The sequence below is a fragment of the Gordonia tangerina genome (assembly GCF_021556435.1).
In the GTDB taxonomy this organism is placed as follows: domain Bacteria; phylum Actinomycetota; class Actinomycetes; order Mycobacteriales; family Mycobacteriaceae; genus Gordonia; species Gordonia tangerina.
The window spans coordinates 51932-70412 of sequence record NZ_JAKGCU010000014.1 but is presented as its reverse complement, the minus strand read 5'-3'; the positions used below and the strand labels follow the sequence as shown (position 1 = coordinate 70412).

The 18481-nt window shown below is 69.3% G+C and carries 2 protein-coding genes; both read right to left on the bottom strand.

Features of this window, described 5'->3' with window-relative positions; genetic code table 11:
- On the bottom strand, positions 1 to 864 hold the full coding sequence (locus tag L1892_RS15210; protein ID WP_235724450.1) for a glycosyltransferase family 2 protein: 864 nt from the start codon (positions 862 to 864) through the stop codon (positions 1 to 3).
- Positions 861 to 18221, bottom strand: coding sequence for a non-ribosomal peptide synthetase (locus L1892_RS15205; RefSeq protein WP_235724449.1), 17361 nt, complete (start codon positions 18219 to 18221; stop codon positions 861 to 863). The genes L1892_RS15210 and L1892_RS15205 overlap by 4 nt, the downstream gene beginning before the upstream one ends.
- Positions 18222 to 18481: the final 260 nt, after the last annotated feature.

Genomic DNA, 18481 nt, shown 5'->3' with positions numbered 1-18481 from the left:
TCACGGATACACGACGCGGTACTTCACGCTGCCCGCGATGCGCCCGACGAGATTGCCGGTCACCCACACCCACGCGCCGCGGCGCTTACGCGACCAACCCCACGGCCACACCGGCGCGGTCGCGGCCACCACGACCGCATGGACGGGAAACCACCACCACTGCCGGCCGGGCGCACCGAACTGCTTCGCCGTCCGCGCCTCCTCACGGCCGTAGTCGACGACCTGATGCCAGGTCTCCCGCAGCCCGGTGCGATACCGGTAAGCCACCATCGCCGCCGGCGCGTAGCCGAAACGGTAGCCCGACTTCTGCACCCGCCAGCAGAACTCGACGTCACTGCCGGCCGTCGGATACGACTCGTCCCACCCGCCGACGGCGTCGAACACCTCCCGACGCACCCCGAGGTTGCAACCGAACGTGATGGGCAGGAAGCGGGCGAGCACCGCTGCGCGATCAGGATCGGGTAGTTCACGCCACGCCGCGACCACCGGATCGTTGAGCGTGTCGCGCTCCAGGGGTCCGCCGACGATGTCGCAGCGCTGCCCCTCCTCCAGCAGCGCACGCAACCAGCCCGGATACACCGCGTCATCCTGATCGCAATAGGCGATGAAACCGTATCGTGCCGAACGGGTCCCGACATTGCGCGCATGGGAGGTACCGGCCACCGCCGACGAGTCGACATAGCGCAGATCGAGTCGCTGCCGATGAGGATGGGTGGCCACGTGCCGCCGGAGTTCGTCGCTGCCCTCGTTGTCGCTGAGGATCACCTCGAACGGCGCCGAACAGTCCTGCGCGGCCAGCGCATCGAGTTGGACGTCGAGATCCGGCAGGCCGCGGTAGGCGGCGATCACCACCGATGCGTTCACCGAAGCAGCCCCCGCAACTCGGCGACCGTGATGGACACCCCGCGGTCGGCCAGCGCTGCGAGTACCGCGCGGAAACTGGCGACCATCGTCTCGGCAGTAGCCCGATCGAACAACGCCGTCGGATACATCAGTGTCCCGGCCAGTCCCGCCGGTACGCCGTCCGCGTGTCGCTCCCGCATCGTGATCTCCACCTCGTGTTTGGCCACCACGCGTTCGATCGGCTCACGCCGCACGCGCACCGCGCCCAGATCGACCTCCGCATCCACCGACCCGTCCGGCTCCGGCTGCACGATCAACGTCGCAGGGAACAGCGGATGTTCACCCGGTGTGGCCGAGATACCCAGTGCTGCAGTTAGTTCCGGCGTAGACACGTCTGGATGCCGCAGCCCGCCCACCAGTTGCTCGTGCACGTCGGCGATCACCTCACCGATCGTGCGCCGATCGTCGACGTCCAGGCGCATCGCCAGATCCTCGGAGAAGTTGCCGACCACTCCCGCCAGCTCCGGATGCGGACGGTTCGCGTTCGCGGTCGCCACATGGACATCCGGAGAGTCGGCGCCCTCGGCGAGAATCACCGCGAATGCCGCCTGCAGCAGCGAGAACAGCGCCACCGACCGGCTCTTCGCCAGTTCGTCGAGTGTCGCATGCGCCGAGCCCTCGACGACGAACTCGATCCCCGCCCCCATCGGATTCCAACGCTCCGGTCGAGGACGATCGGTCCGCAACCGCGGCCGGAAGTCGTTGCTGCGGTCGGCGAATCTGGCTGTCCAGTAGTCCAGTTGACGCTGCCCGTGCTCGGACGGCGCGGTCGGTGCGCCCAGCAGGCGGCGCTGCCACTGCGCGTAGTCGCGGAACCGCACGCCGGGTTCGGGCAGCTCGGGTACCGCACCGTTACAGCGGGCGGCGAACGCCACCACCATGTCACGTGTCAGCAGCGACATCGACTGACCGTCGACATTGAGGTGATGGGACACCACCACCAGCACGTGGGTGTGCTCATCGAGCCGCAACAGCCGCACCCGCAGCGGCGCGACCCCGTCGAAGTCCAACGGCGACCAGGCGATCGCGTCGATCACCCGGGCGCTGTCCGCATCGTCGACCGGCACCGGCTCGAGGTCCCGCTTCAGCACCTCACGCAGGTCATCGATGTCGGTCACCACCAGTTCCGGCCCCGAATCGGTGTCGCGATATGTCGTGCGCAACGCCTCATGCCGCTCGACCACGTCGAGCAACGCCGCGCGCAACGCCGCGACGTCCAGCACCCCGGACAGCCGCAGCGCGAACGGCACATTCCAGTCGGCGCCGACGCCGTCGGCGACCGCCGCGAAGATTCGGCGTTGCGCCGGCGCGATCGGCGCGACCGGGCCGTCGACCCGGACCCGCCCCAGCGCCGCATCGTCGTCGGTGCCCGCCTCGAGCAGCGCCGCCACCGCGTCGGAGAACTCCGCGAGATCCGCGGATTCGAACAACACGCGAACCGGCACCGGCACCCCGAGGTCGGTCTCGAGACCAGCGGCGACGCGCGTCGCCGACAGCGAGTTGCCGCCGACACCGAAAAAGTTGTCCGACAATCCGACCCGATCGGTTCCGGTGACCGATTCCACCACCCGCACCACTGCAGCCTGCACCGGCGTGGACGGTGCCACATACTCGCGGCGCGGACGCGGCGGCTGTGGCAACGCCTGCCGGTCGACCTTGCCGTTCGCTGTGTACGGCAGCGCTTGGAGCCGATGCACCTCCGGGATCATGTAGCTGGGCACCATGTCACGAATCTGACGGCCCACCACGTCACCGGGACTCGAACCGACGACGAACCCGACCAGACGCACCTCGTCGCCCTCTCCCACCGTGACGACCACGGCCTCGTCGACGCCTGCACATCGCCGCAGCGCGGCCTCGATCTCCCCGGGCTCGATGCGGAAGCCGTGCACCTTGAGCTGATGGTCGGTCCGTCCGAGATACTCCAACTCACCATTGTGGTCACGGCGCACCAGGTCTCCGGTGCGATACATCCGCTCACCGGTGAACGGATCGGCGACGAACGAGGCCGACGTGCGTCCCGGGTCGCCGTGATAGCCGCGCGCCAGCTGCACGCCGGCGAGATACAGCTCACCCGCGACCCCCGGAGCCACCGGATGCAGCCGCGCGTCGAGGACGCGCAGCGCCACCGACGGTTGCGCCCGCCCGATCGGAATCCGATCCGCCTCGGCTTCCGGGTCCACCTGATGTGCGGTCACACTGACGGTTGCCTCGGTGGGTCCGTACAGATTGTGGAGTGCGGCCGACGACATCGCCGACATGCGCCGCACCAGCGCGGCCGGCAATTCCTCACCGATACACAGGACAGTGCGCACCGACTCCGGGAACCGGCCGCCGTCGAGCATCATCGACAATGCCGACGGCACCGTGGGCAGCACGGTCACCCCCGAACGCCCCATGGCTTCGCCCAGGGCACGACCGTCGCGTTCCACGCCGGGCTCGGCGATCACCAGCCGGGCACCACACAGCAGCGCCCACCAGTACTCCCACACCGACAGGTCGAAACCGGCGGCTGTCTTGACCATGACGGCGTCGGTCTCGTCGAGCGCGTAGGTCTGCTGCATCCACCGCAGTTGTTCGGCAACCGCACCGTAGGACACTGCAACGCCTTTGGGGCGGCCGGTCGACCCCGACGTGAACAACACGTAGGCCGGATTCTCCGGTCGCAACGGCCGCAGCCGTGGGGGTTCGACGACGTCGGCCGGATGCCGATCCCCCACCTCGGTGAGATCGAGCACCGGACGGCCGAACATCGAATCGCCCGCCGAGGCATCGGAGATCACCAACAGCGCATCGGCCGACTCCACGATCATCCGGGCGCGTTCACCGCCCACGGTCGTACCCACCGGAACGGGATCCACAGGAACGTAGGCGCCGCCCACGGTCACCACCGCGAACATCGCGGTGAGCTGATCGATACCGCGTGCCAGGGCGATGGCCACCCGGTCCTCCGGGCCCACCCCGCGCCGCGCGAGTTCGTCGGCCACCGCGGCCACCCGGCGGTGGAACTGACGGTAGGTGAGGTGGGAGTCATCCCACGACACCGCGCGCGCATCCGGTGTGCGGCACACCTGGCGGGTGAACAGCTCCGCGAGATCGAAACGCGCGGCCCGAACGGGGTGCGTCGCTTCATCGCGTGCCGGCACCGTCACCGACCCTGCGCGTTCGGTGTCGTCGAGGATCTCGAGGTCACCGACAGCGCAATCGGATCGGGACACCAGCCCGTCCAGCACGGCCACGAACCATCGGGTCAGGTTGAGCGCGGTGGAGTGGTCGAACAGCTCGGTGGCATAGGACAACTGCGCACTGAGCCCGGTGGGGGTCGCGCCGTCCCAACGTTCGACCAGGGTGAGGTGCAGATCGAACTCGGCCAGACCGTTGTCCTCGTCGATGGCCTCGATCGTCAGCTCCGGCAGCTCGATCGCGAGACGCCCGATGTTCTGGAACGACAGCGCCACCTGGAACACCGGGTGGCGGGCGGCGGTGCGGGTCAGGTCGAGGCCGTCGACGACGCGGTCGAACGGCAATGTGGTGCGGGAGAACGCGGCCAGATCCGCGTCACGCGCGATCGCCAGCGCTTCTGCTCCGGTGGCGTCCGCGGGAATCTGGGTGCGCAACGCGAGCATGTTGACGAACATGCCCACCACCCGTTCCAGGCGTTCGTCCTCCCGCCCGGCCACCGGGGTGCCGATCACCACATCCCGGTTGGCGCCGAGCCGGCCGAGCAGCACGGCCAACGCCGTGTGCGCCACCATGAATGCACTCGCCGAGTGTCGCTGCGCATGGTCGAGCATGCGGGCATGCAGATCCGCGTCGAGGTCGAAGTCGACCCGGGCGCCGATCCCGCTTCGCTGCGCAGGCCGTGGCCGGTCGGTCGGCAGGTCGATCACCGGTGGGGCATCGGCCAGCCGGTCCTGCCAATAGGCGAGTTCGGTGGCGGCGCGCCCGTCACCGTCGGCCAACAACGCCTGCTGCCAGATCGCGAAGTCCGCGTACTGCACGGCCAGGGGCACGAATTCGGGTGCGACCCCCGACAGTCGGGCACGGTAGGCATCCGACAGCTCGGTCGCGAGGCCGACGACGGACAGGCCGTCGGCGCTGATGTGGTGCAACACCAGGGCGAAGATGTGTTCGGCGGCCGCGGCGGCCGGACCCTCCACGGAGAACAGTTCCGCGCGGATCGGCGGCTCGGCGGTGACATCGAACTCGGTGCGCATCACCGATCGCAGCACGTCGGGCAGGGCAGCGGCACCGACGAGCTGCGGTGCCAACTTCACCGGAACGTCGGTCGGCGACAGGATCACCTGGTACGGGTGACCCTCGGTGTCCGCCGGATACATCGTGCGCAGCGCCTCATGACGCTCGACGAGATCGCCCAGCGCCGCCGCGAACGCCTTGTGCTCCATCGTTCCGGTGAGCCGCAGGATGATCGGGATGTTCTCGGTGGCCGCCGACGGGTCGAACCGGTTGAGGAACCACATCCGTTGCTGCGCCGGGGACAGCGGAATCGTCGCGGGCCGCGGCAGTGAACCGAGCGCCGGGGTGGTGCCTGCTTGCGCCCGCCCGATTCGCCGGGCGAGTTCGCGGGCGGTGGGCGCGTCGAACAGGTCACGAACCGCGATGTCACGCCCGGTGACGCCCCGCAGCCGCGACACCACCCGGGTGGCCGACAATGAATCACCGCCGACCTCGAAGAAGTTGTCCAGCACGCCGAGACGTTCGAGTCGGAGTACCTCGGCGAACGCGGCGACCACCACTTCCTCGCGGGTGGTGGCGGCCGCCGCATGCTCCACGACATCGAAGTGCGGCTCGGGCAGCGCACGACGGTCGATCTTGCCCGCTGCCGTCAGCGGCAGCGCATCGACTTCGGTGATCGAGGACGGCACCGCGTACGCCGGCAACCGCGACCGCAGGTGGGCCATCAGTGCGATCCGGTCGAACGGCTGCGATCGCGCCGGCTCCACGTACGCAACGAGGGCGAGCGCGTCGGCCGGCCCGGGGCGGCCGACGGCGACGGCGGCACCGACGCCCGGATACGACCGCACGGCGGCTTCCACCTCGCCGAGTTCCACCCGATGTCCGCGGATCTTGATCTGGAAGTCACTGCGTCCGTGGTGGATCAGCGTGAGCTTGCCGGCGGGATCGGCTACCTGGCGGACGAGGTCGCCGGTTCGGTAGCGCCGTGACCCGGGCGGACCGTCCGGGTCGGCCACGAAGGTGGCGGCCGTCAGACCCGGCCGTCCGTGATAGCCGCGGGCCAACCCCTGACCCGAGACATACAGTTCGCCGGTCACCCCGGGCGCGGATCGGGTCAGGCTCGGCGAGAGTACCCGCGCGGCGGTGCCTGCGATCTCCCGGCCGATGGGCACTGCCGCACCCGACACCGGCGGCAGCGGACCCGCCGCGGTGGCCATGATGGTCGACTCGGTGGGGCCGTAGGCGTTGAAGAATCTCTTGCCCAACGCGATCCAACGGTTCGCGGTGGCCGGTGCGCAGGCGTCACCGCCGACGATCAGCACCTCGAGGCGCGGTAGGGGGTCCTGGGCAATCGCGTCGACCACCGGTATCTCGATCGTGTCGAGTGCACCGGGGGTGAGGAAGGCGTGTGTCACCTGCTGCTCGTGGAGGACACCGCGCAGGTCCTCGGCCCCGTAAACATCCGTCGGCGCGATGACCGACGTCGCGCCGGCGTCGGCGGCGAGGAGCAGTTCCAGGATGGCCGCATCGAACCCCGGGGACGCGAAATGCAGTACCCGGCTGTCGGCCCTGACACCGTAGCGGCGCTGCTCGGCGACGAATGCCGACAGTCCGCGATGGGTGACCGCGACCGCTTTCGGCCGTCCGGTGGACCCGGAGGTGTAGATCAGGTAGGCGAGCTGGTCGACATGTCGCCGGACCGGGGTCGGCGGCTGCGACGACCGGCGCGATGCCACGGTGTCGAGTTCGATCACCTCGCTGACACCGGCCAATGTCTCTGCGGCGCAGCGATCCCGCTGCTGGGAGGTGGTGACGACGATGGCCGCTCCCGAGTCTTGCAGCATGAACGCGACCCGGTCGTCGGGCTGGCGCGGGTCGATCGGCACGAACGCCGCGCCGGTGGACGCCACCGCTCGCAGCGCGGTGTAGAAGCGGATCGAACGGCTCAGGTACAGCGCGACCACGACCTCCGGTCCGGCACCCGCCGCCCGCAGACGCGCAGCGAGTTCGTCGGTTGCGCAACGCAGTTCATCCTCGCCCAGCTCCCGCAGCACCGTCGGGTCGGACGCGCACGGGTCGCAGCCGACCAGGCGGTGACCGGGTGTGTTAAGGATCTCGGCCAGGTACCGCGGCGTGGCGGCTGCGGGTCCGGCGGCGCCGTCGAGTGCGCGTCGTTCCTGCGCGGTGAGGATTTCGACGGTCCGCAAGGTCGCGTCCGGGACTGCGGTGAACATGGCGACGGCGGTAGCGAATCGGGTCAGCAGTGTGCGCGCGGTGTCCGCGCGATACACGTCGGGCCGGTAGACGAGTTCGAGGGCAGGCGCCCCGGTTTCGCCGGCGAATGCGGTGAACTCCAGATCGAATCGTGCCATCGGCACGTCCAGACGTTGCGGAGCAACAGATTCGAGGTCGGCAGCCGGGTGCTCGGCACCGTCGACGGTGAATGTCACCTGGATCAGCGGGTGACGCCCGTCGCCGCGCGAGCGCCCCAGGTCGTCGACGACCTGCTCCACATCGACGGCCGCATGCTCGATAGCCGACACGATCTGATCGCGCGATTGATCCACCACGGCAGCGAAATTGCCGGCCTCGTCGACGTCACTGCGCAGGGCCACCAACGAGACGAACATGCCGATCAGGTCCGCGACGTCGGGCTCCCATCGGCCTGCGGTCGGGGTGCCGATCACGATGTCGCGGCCTGCGCCGGAGCGGGCCAGCGTGACGGCCAACGCCGCGTGCAACACCGCGAACGCGGTGGTGTGATGGCGATCGGCCAGATCGGCGACACGCTGCCAGATCGCGGGGTCGAGCGCCGTCCGTTCCACCGCGCCAGTCGGTCCCGCTTGCGCATCCGAATCCGCCTCGGGCACCGACAACGCGGGCGCACCGGCCAACACCGACCGCCAGTAGCGCAAGTGCTCGGACACCAAGGATGTGTCGTCGTCGACCTCGCCGAGTCGCGCGTCGGTACGCAGTACGTGGTCGGCATACTGCAGTGGCAGCGGCGCCCATTCGGGCGCCAGCCCACCGAGCCGTGCGGTGTAGGCATCCGTCAGATCGCGCGCCAGGATGCGTAGCGACCATCCGTCGGCCGCGACGTGATGGACCATCAGCAGCACCGTCGTAGTGGCGGCGTCGACGGCGTGTACCAGCAGCCGCACGGGCAGGTCGGTGCTCAGATCGATCGGTTCGGTGAGGGCGGCGGCGATCAACGCCTGCTCGACCGACCCGCTGTCGGGTGCCACGTCATCGAGCACGCGGATGAGGTGCGCGCTCAACTCGCGATCCGGTTCCATGATCCGCTGGATCGGCTGCCCACTGCCGCCGTCGGGGTAGACGGTGCGCAGGATCTCGTGCCGTGTGAGCACATCGGCGAGTGCGGCCTGCAGCGCGCCGATGTCGATGGCCTGCGGCACACGCACCGGCGCGACGATGCGATAGGCGGCCGAGTCGGGATCAATACGGTTGTGCAACACCATCTGCCGCTGGACCGCAGACAGCGGCAGCTCGGCCGGCCGGGGCGGCAGTACGACGGCGGCCGTCGCGTCCGCAGTCGCCTCGAGTGCGTCGGCGGCGGCGGCCACCGCCGCCGCGGTACGACCGTCGAACACCGCCCGCACCGGTATCAGCACGCCGAGCCGCTGCTCGACGCCGGCAACGATTCGCGTCGCCACCAGCGAGTTGCCACCGGCGGAGAAGAAGTCGTCGTCCACGCCGACGTCGACACCGAGTACATCGGTGAACACCGCCAGCACCGTGCGCTCCGACTCCGTGCGCGGGTCGCGAGACCGGCCCTGTGCGGCGGATCGGGTGGGTGCGGGCAGCGCGCGACGATCGACCTTTCCGCTGGTGCCGATGGGCAATGCGGTGGCCGGCATGATGTGTGCGGGCACCATGTGTTCGGGCAGCGTCGCCCGCAGGTGCGCACGCAGTTGCGCCACGTCGACCGGGTCGGCGTCGGTACGGCCCACCACATGGGCGACCAGTTGGTCACCCAGTTGCGGATCGGTGTGCACCACCACTACGGCGGCAGCCACCGCGGAATGCCCCGCCAGGACGGTCTCGATCTCGCCGAGCTCCACCCGCTGGCCACGGATCTTGACCTGGAAGTCGCTGCGGCCCAAGTACTCCAACACTGGAGCAGCACCCTCCTGCGGGGCGGACCGCCAGCGCACGAGGTCGCCGGTACGGTACAACCGCTGCCCGTCGCCCCACGGTGAGGCGACGAACCGGGCCGCGGTGAGGTCACCACGACCGTGGTAGCCGCGGGCGAGCTGGACACCGCCGAGGTAGAGCTCACCGGTGACCCCGAGAGGCGCCGGACGCAGGTAGCGGTCGAGCACCATCACCTCGCCGCCGGGCACCGGCCGGCCGATGGACACCGGACGGTCCACGATGTCCTCGGGGCCGACAGTGGTGGCGGTGATGTCGACGGCGGCCTCGGTCGGTCCGTACAGGTTGTGCAGAGCAGCTGGAGTGCGGCACAACAGTTCTGCCGCCGCCGGTGAGCCCAGGGCCTCCCCGCTGGTCACGACGTGCCGCAACGCCGGGAACCGCGCATCGGCGGGTAGGGCGGCGAGGAAGGTGTCGAGCATCGCCGGTACGAAATGCACCACGGTAACCGCGTGATCGCGCAGCAACTCCGCGATCTGGTAGGGGTCGCGGTGGGCATCGGCGGGTGCGAGCAACGTACGAGCGCCGGCGGCCAAGCCCCAGAACAGCTCCCACACCGACACGTCGAAGGTGGCCGGAGTCTTGTGCAGGATCACGTCGGTGTTGTCGATCGGATATGCGGTCTGCATCCAATCGAGGCGGTTGACGATGCCGGCATGCGACACCACCACGGCCTTCGGCGTACCGGTGGACCCGGAGGTGAACAGCACGTAGGCGGGATGCTCCGGCCGCAGCGGCGCACGGCGGTCGGCATCGGTGACCGGTGTGTCCGGCCATTCACAGCAGGGATCTGCGGGGTCGATGACGGCCGAGTGCAGGTCTGCGGGTAGGTGACGATCGTCGCGGGCGACCACGACGATGGGCCGTACGGCATCGAGCATGGCCTCGATGCGCTGGGCCGGCCAGGACGGATCGACGGGCACGTAGGCGCCGCCTGCGGCGACGGTGGCGTGCACGGCGACCAGCAGGTCCAGCGACCGCTCGACCTCCACCGCGACTGTGCGTTCGGGTTCGACGCCGGCCGCGATCAGCCTGCGGGCGGTGCGCGCCACCCGGGCCGCGAAGTCGGTGAAGCTGACGATTTCGGTATCGGTCACCACCGCAACGGCATCGGGGTTGCGCGCGGCCATGACGGGCAGCAGTCCGGCGAGCGTGCGCATCGGGTGAGGGTCGCCGAGAACCGGTGCGGGTGCGGGTGTGCGCCCCCACTCGGCGAGGTTCGTGTCGGCGACGTCCGTGGCCGGGGCCGCGGCCCGGTGCACCGCGCGGGCCGGTTGGGCGATCAGTCCGGCCACGACGGCGCGGAACATCTCGGCCACCTGCGTCACCGTCGCGCGGTCGAAGAGGTCGGTGGCGTAGGTCCAGCGCATCCGCACCCCGCCCTCGGGTGCCGAGCCGTCTGCGGGGAGATCCACCGTGGCGTGCAGGTCGAAACGCGCCACCGGGAGTTCGACATCGATCAGTGCGGCTCCGTCGATGACCGGCGCCGGGTCTCCGACGGCCAGCATCACCCCGAAGAGCGGATGATGTGCACCGCCGCGGTCGGGTTCGTGTTCTGCCGCGAGTTCGTCGAACGGCACCTCGCTGTTGGCGAGCGCGGCGACGTCGACGTCGCGAACGTGCCGCAGCAGCTCATCGGCACTCACCGACTCGTCGATCCGGGTACGCAGGACGGCTGTTTCGACGAACATGCCGATCAGGTCGTCGAGTTCGGCGGCGCCTCGCCCGGACACCGGTGTACCGATGGCGATGTCGGTGGTACCGCTCAGACGGGCGAGGGTGACGGCGAGCGCGGTGTGCAGCAAGTGGAACAGCGATGCCTGTCGGCTGCGTGCGAAGTCGTCGGCCGCGGCGACCAGTTCGACATCGAGGTGCGTGTCGATGGTGTCGCCCCGATGCGTGGGGCGCACCGGGCGCGGCCGATCGACGGGTAGCGGCAGCGGGCCGGGTGGGTCGGCGAGGACATCGCGCCAGTACTCGCGCTGGCGCTGCAGCGACGGGTGGGCCGGGTGGTCATCGTCGCCGAGGAGTTGCGTCTGCCACACCGCGAAGTCGGCGTAGTGCACCGGTAGCGCAGGTGCGTCGTCCACGCCGAGGTAGCCCCCGAGGAGATCCCGCAGCAGCGGTCCGAACGACCAGCCATCGGCTGCGATGTGATGCAGCACCACCACCAGCGCCGTCGAGTCGTCCTCGGTGCGCAGTACGCGCACGCGCAGCGGGATCGCGGCCGACAGGTCGAAACCGTCGGCGGCGATCGCGGTGATGACTGCGCTCAGTTCACGTTCGGTGATCTCCGTGGCGTCCAAACTGATGTCGGCGCCGGCGATGGCCTCTTCGGTCAACAGGATTCGCTGCTGCGGCACCCCGCCGTCGGCCGGATAGATCGTCCGCAACACCTCGTGCCGCCCGATGACGTGGGCCAGCGCGGCGCGCAACGCGGCCGGATCGGGGGTGTCGGTGAGCCGCACGGCGAACGGCAGGTTGTAGAGGCCGGTTCCCGGCGCGAACTGCTCCATCAGCCACATCCGATGCTGCGCACGCGACAGCGGCAACACCTCCGGGCGGGGCAGCGATCCGACGGCCGGCCGGTCGCTGACCGCGGCGTCGTCCACCCAGCGGGCGAGGTCGGCGATCACGGGTGCCTCGAACACCGCCCGCACCGGGACATCCCGGCCCAGTCGGCGGCCGATCCGGGCCGCGAACCGGGTGGCGAGCAGGGAGTTGCCGCCGAGCGCGAAGAAGGAGTCGTCCCGACCGATCGGCTGTTCGTCGGCGACCCGGCCGTCGAGCAGTTCGGTGAGCACATCCACGATCGCGTGTTCGGTGTGGGTGGCCGGTGCGGTATACGTCGTCGCGGCCGACGTCGGCGCCGGCAGGCGAGAACGGTCCAGCTTACCGTGGATACCCAGGGGCAGTTCGTCGAGCAACACCACCGCTGTCGGCACCATGTAGGCGGGTAGCACCGTGCGCAGACGCGCCAGGATGTCGTCGGGATCGACGGTCGCACCCGATGACGGGACCAGGTAGGCGATCAGGGCGTCACCACGCGCGACGGCCACCGCCGCGCCGCTGACCGCGGGGTCGCGCAGGAGAGCTTGTTCGATCTCCCCCAGCTCGATGCGCTGTCCGCGGATCTTCACCTGGAAGTCGTTTCGGCCCAGATACTCCAGGTCGCCATCGGCATTCACCCGAACGAGGTCACCGGTGCGGTACATCCGGCGTCCCACAGCCCGCGGGTCCGCGACGAACCGCCCGGCGGTGAGATCGGTACGACCCTGGTAACCGGCCGCCAATTGTGCACCGGCCAGGTACAGCTCGCCGGTGACCCCGGCCGGCACCGGATGTAGCCGGCGGTCCAGCACCAGCGCATCGGAGCCGGTCACCGGTCGGCCGATCGGCACCGTCACCGGCGCGTGATCATCGGTGTGCCAGGCATGTTCGGTGATGCCGACGGCGGCTTCGGTGGGCCCATAGAGATTCACCACACGAGCACCGAATTCGGTTGCGACGCGGCGGGCCGTGACCGGGCGCAACGCTTCGCCGATACACAGAATGGTGCCGGGTGCATGGTCTCCGGCTCCGGGATCGTCGGCACGCGCGTCGAGGTAGGCCTCCAGCAGCGAGGGGACGAAATGCGCGGCGGTCACCCCGGCGCGGGTGCTCAGCGCGTCGAGGTAGGCCGGATCGCGCTGACCACCGGGCGCGGCGATCGCGAGGCGTGCGCCGGACACCAACGGCCAGAACAGTTCCCACACCGACAAGTCGAAGGTGATAGGCGTCTTGAGCAGTACGGTGTCGGCGGCACCGATCCGATGGGCGGCGCGCTTCCATCTCAACTGGGTCGCTATCGCACCGTGTGAGACGACCACCCCCTTGGGGGTACCGGTGGACCCCGAGGTGTGGATGACGTAAGCGGTGTTGTCGGCCCGCAACGGCCCGCGGCGGTCGGCGTCGGTGACTGGATGGCCGGCGAATCTGTCCACCTCGGCGGTTCGGAGGTCGATCAGTACGGCGGTGGTCGGCACCCTCAGGTGCGAGACGTCCGCGTCGGTGATGATCGCGCACGGCGCGGTGGCGTCGACGATGAGGGCGGTGCGGTCGACGGGTGCGTCCGGGTCGATCGGCACGTAGGCTCCGCCGGCACGCAGGACGGCCAGGATCGCCTCGACCAACCGGGGCGAGCGCGCCATGGCCACCACCACCCGGCTCTCCGGTCCCACCCCGGCGTCGATCAGGAGGCGGGCGAGCCGATGTGTCCGATATGTCATTGCCCGATAGGTGGATTCGACCGCGGCGCCGGCGGCCTCACTCCAGATCGCGACCACGTCGGGAGAGCTGTCAGCTGCCGCATCCAGCAGAGCGGTGAGCGTGTCCGCACCGGGTTCGGCCGTGTCTCCCACCAGTACCCCGTCGATGACAGCGGGCGCGGTGGGTGCGACCAGTGCCGCACCGGTGATGTCGATTGCCGCGAGATCGCCGACGGCACAGCTCGGATCGGCGGCGGCGGCCTCGACCACAGCTGTGAACAGTTCGTGCCATCGGACCACGGTGGAGCGGTCGTACAGGGCGCGGTCGTAGTCCCACAGCACCGACATCCCAGAGTCGGTGTCGGTGATGGTCAGGTGCAGTTCGGATTTCGCGACACCGGACGGCTGCTCGATCACCTCGACATCCAGGTCGTCGAGGGTCACGTGGGTGGGCGCCATGTTCTGATACGAGAAGCCCACCTGGAACAGTGGGTGATGCGCGGCCGAGCGCATCGGATTGATCAGGTCGACGAGCCGGTCGAACGGGATGTCGGCGCGTTCGACCGCGTCGAGGTCGGTCTCGCGGACGGCGGCGAGCACGGTTCGGAAGTCGTCGCCGGGACGCAAGCGGGTGCGCAACACCACGGTTCCGACGAACATGCCGACCAGGTCGACCAGGTTCCGGTGACCACGCCCGGCAACCGGCGTGCCGACGGCGATGTCGTCGCTGCCGGTCAACCGTGCCAGCGTCACCGCGAGGGCCGTGTGCGCCACCATGAACGGCGTGGTTCCGGTGGACTCGGCCAGCGCTCTCAGACCTGACACCACTGTCGGCGACAGCTGCGTGCGCACTTCCCCGCCCCGCCCGCGCAGGGCCGCCGGACGTGGCCGATCGGTGGGCAACTCGAGCCGTTCCGGCAGGCCTGCGAGCTGGTGGTGCCAGTAGTCCAGTTGCCGCGCGACCGTCGAGTCGGGGTCGGCCTCGCTGCCCATCAGATCGTGATGCCAGTGGGTGTAGTCGCGGTAGCTCACCGGCAGCGGTGGCCACGCCGGCGGTGTCCCCTCGCGGCGCGCCCGGTAGGCCACCGCCAGGTCCCTGGCCAGTGGCGCGGTCGACGACCCGTCGGCACTGATGTGGTGCACCACGCAGAACAGCACATGGTGGTCGGTGGCGATGCGAAGCAGATGTACCCGAATCGGCGGTGCGGCAGCGACATCGAATCCGGAGTCGGCGAGTTCCACCAGGGTTGCGGACAGTTCGGACTCTGCGACCGTGCGGACGGTACGCGTGAGATCAGTGAGCCCGACAGGCAGGTCGGCGATGTCGAGGACCTGCTGAACCGGCCCGTCGGGTGTGTCCGGGTACATGGTGCGCAACGGTTCGTGCCGCTCGATGAGGTCGGCCACCGCAGCGCTGAGCGCATCGATGTCGATGGCCCCCCGCAACCGCAATGCGATCGGGATGTTGTACATCGCCGAGTCCGGATCGAATTGGTTCATCACCCACATCCGGTGCTGCGCGGGCGACAGCGGGGTGACGCGACCGTCGTCGGGCAGCGGCCGCAGTTGCGGGCCGTCGTCGCCACCCGGTTGTTGCTCGACCCGTTCGGCGAGTGCCGCCACCGTGGGGGCCTCGAAGATCCAGCGCACCGGAACCGTGGTCGACAGACGATCGTTGATCGCCGCCACCACCTGGGTGGCGATCAGGGAGTTGCCCCCCAACGCGAAGAAGCCGTCGGTCCGACCGACCTCCCCGACACCGAGAACCTCGGCGAAGATCTCCGCCGTCAGCCGTTCGGTCTCCGTTTCGGGCCGCACGTACTCGGCGACCTCGACGGTGGGCTCGGGCAGGGCGGAGCGGTCGAGTTTGCCCGACGTCGTCAGCGGGATCGTCGTCAGGGTCACCAGCGCGTTCGGCACCATGTGCGCGGGCAGTCGTCGACGCAGGACGCCCTTGATCTCCAGGTGGTCGACGTCGCCGGTCACATAGCCGACCAGCATCTGCGCGCCGGGGCCGCCACGGACCTCGCAGGCGGCGAACTCGACGCCCGGCACCGCGGACAGTGCGGCCTCCACCTCGCCGAGTTCGATGCGGAAGCCACGGAGCTTCACCTGTCGGTCCACGCGACCCTGGTAGTCGAGGTGACCGTCGGCGTCCCAGCGCGCGAGATCCCCCGTCCGGTACATGCGGGACCCTGGCACGCCGTAGGGGTCGGCGACGAATCGACTTGCGGTGAGCGCGGTTCGGTGGTGATAGCCCAGCGCCACCCCGGCACCACCGAGGTAGAGTTCACCGGTCGAGCCCACCGGTACCGGCTGGAGTCGGTGATCGAGGATCACCGCGGTGGTACCGCTGATCGGACGCCCGATCCTCACGGGGGCACCACTGCGCAGCGGTCCGGCCAACGCGGCCATCACGGTGGTCTCGGTGGGGCCGTACGCGTTGAACATGCGACGCCCGATCGCCCACCTCGCCACCAGATCGGGTGGACATGCCTCACCTCCGACGATGACGGTGTGCAGGTCGTCGAGGCGGGTGTCGGGAACCGAGGCCAGCGCCGCCGGGGTCACGAAGGCATGGGTGACGCGGGTGCCACGCAGCAGGGCGGCCAGTTCCGCACCGCCGTACACATCGGTCGGCGCGATCACCATGGTGGCGCCGGACGCGAAGGCGAGCAACAGTTCCAGGATCGACGCGTCGAAGCTCGGTGAGGCGAAATGCAATGTGCGCGAACCAGGCCCGACCTCGTAACGCCGGTTCTGCTCGGCAGCCAAGGAGGCCACCCCCCGGTGGGAGACCATCACGCCCTTGGGCACGCCGGTCGACCCCGAGGTGTAGATGAGGTATGCGGGATCGTCGATACGCAGCGGCCGGATGCGGTCGGTATCGGTGACCGGTTCAGGCGATGCCGCCCGGTACCGGTCGAGCATCTCGGGTGTATGACACCGGTGCCATCGGGTTGTACCGCCGGTCTGCGGCACCGCGTCGTCATAGCCGGGCGCGGTGATGCCGTGATCGGCGTCGCTGTCGTCGAGCAGGAATCGGATACGGTCGCGGGGCGACTCGGGATCGATCGGGATGAAGGCACCGCCGGCGGCCAGCACGGCGAGTTCGGTGACCACCGACAACGCACTGCGCGGCAACACGACGGCGACCACGCTGCCCGGTCCCACCCCGCGGTCGATGAGCACCCGGGCGAACCGGTTGACCCGGGCACCGAGTTCGGCATAGGTGAGGTCGGCGTCGCCGGCGATCAGGGCGGTCGTGGTCGGATGAGCGTCGATCACGTCGCCGAACAGGTCGGGCACGGTGACGGATGTCGCCGCTGCCGGGCCGGCGGCCGGGATCAGGCTCGCGCGCTCGTCGTCGGTGAAGGAGTCGAGGGTGACCGCACGTCGGTCTCCCGGCGCGTCGATCAGCTGCGCCAGGACCTGCAGGAAACGCCGATGGTGTGCACGCAACTCACCCGCCGAGTACGCTGCGGCGTTGCCCTCCAACTCGATTCGCGTCGCACCGGTGCCGGTGTAGATCGTGAATGCGAGGTCTTCCACCGGCCCGGTGGTGAGGATGTAGCTGCGGCCGGTGCACCGCCCCAGCACGACCTCGGACCGGAAGGTCATCACGTTGACCGCCGGCCCGAAGAATCCGCGTCCGACGTCGGCCGCGGCCGACCCGTCGGTCATGTCCCGGAGCATGTCCTCGAAGCGATAGCGCTGCCGGCGAAGAGCGCCGCCCATCTCGGCGGTCACACCTGCGATGAGGTCGGCGACGGTGGTGTCGGCGGTGATAGTGCTGCGGATTGGCACCACGTTGCTCACCATGCCGCCCGACCGGCGCAGCAGTGCGTTGGTGCGCGCCGACACCGGCAGGCTCAGCATCACATCGTCGGTACCGGTGCCCTGTGCGAGAAACAGCGCCGCGGCGGCGGTGACCAGGGCAGGTAGCGCGGTACCCAGCGCTGCGGCGCGTTCGGCGAGCCGAGCACTGAGGTCGGGGTCGAGCGCGTCACCACAACTGTGGGTGCGCGGGGTGACGGTCGGGTCGGGATCGGCCAGTCGGACCGGGGCGGGCAGGTCGCTCAGCCGGTGCGACCAGTACTCGCGATCACGCTCATAGCGCGCCGATTCTCGGTAGGCGAGATCGTCGGCATGAAGTTCGGCGAGGTTGCCGGCGCGACTCGGCGGCACGGACGCACCGTCGATGCGGGCCGTGTAGACCTCGGAAGCACGTTGCGCGAAGGTTGCGGCACCGTAGCCGTCGAGCACGATGTGATGCACACGCGTGTACCAGAAATGGCGATCGTCGGCGATACGAATGGTCGCCGATTCGATCAGCCGGTCCTGCAGCAGATCAAGTGGTCGACGGAACTCCGCATCCATCCAGGCGCGGGCGTCGGCCTCGGGGTCGTTGCGTCCGCGGAAATCCAGATGCAGCATCTCGTCGCGCAGCGAGTCGTCGAACACCTGCTGCGGTACGCCGTCGGGTCTGGTCCCACCGACCAGCCGCATCATGCCGACGTGCAGGTCACGGGCCACCTGACGGCCCACCTCGGTGAGCAGCGCCCGATCGAGGTCGCCGCGGACATCGACGTACTGGGCGATGTTCAGCGGAACGTCGGGGACCAGCTGCTGGGCGAACCAGATACTGCGCTGGGCCGCCGAGAGGGGCACCACGTTCTCGACCGGCGACAGATCACTCACGCATCACTTGTCGGGGACATTCTCCGAGTGCCTCTCTGCGGACCCGCTGGCAGTCGTCCGACTGGGCGCTGGGGTGGCACGCAGACCGCAATGACATTTGGTTAGGGTAACCTACCAAAAAAAGGTTAGCCTAACCAATTGTGTCGGTCTGCCCGCTGTCAACGAGCGTGAGGTTCATGGCCCCTATGAACCTTGCTACGTTGACCACTGAAAGAGGCACTGTCGAGAGTAGCAGGATGGGTAGGAAAGCCATGGACGTC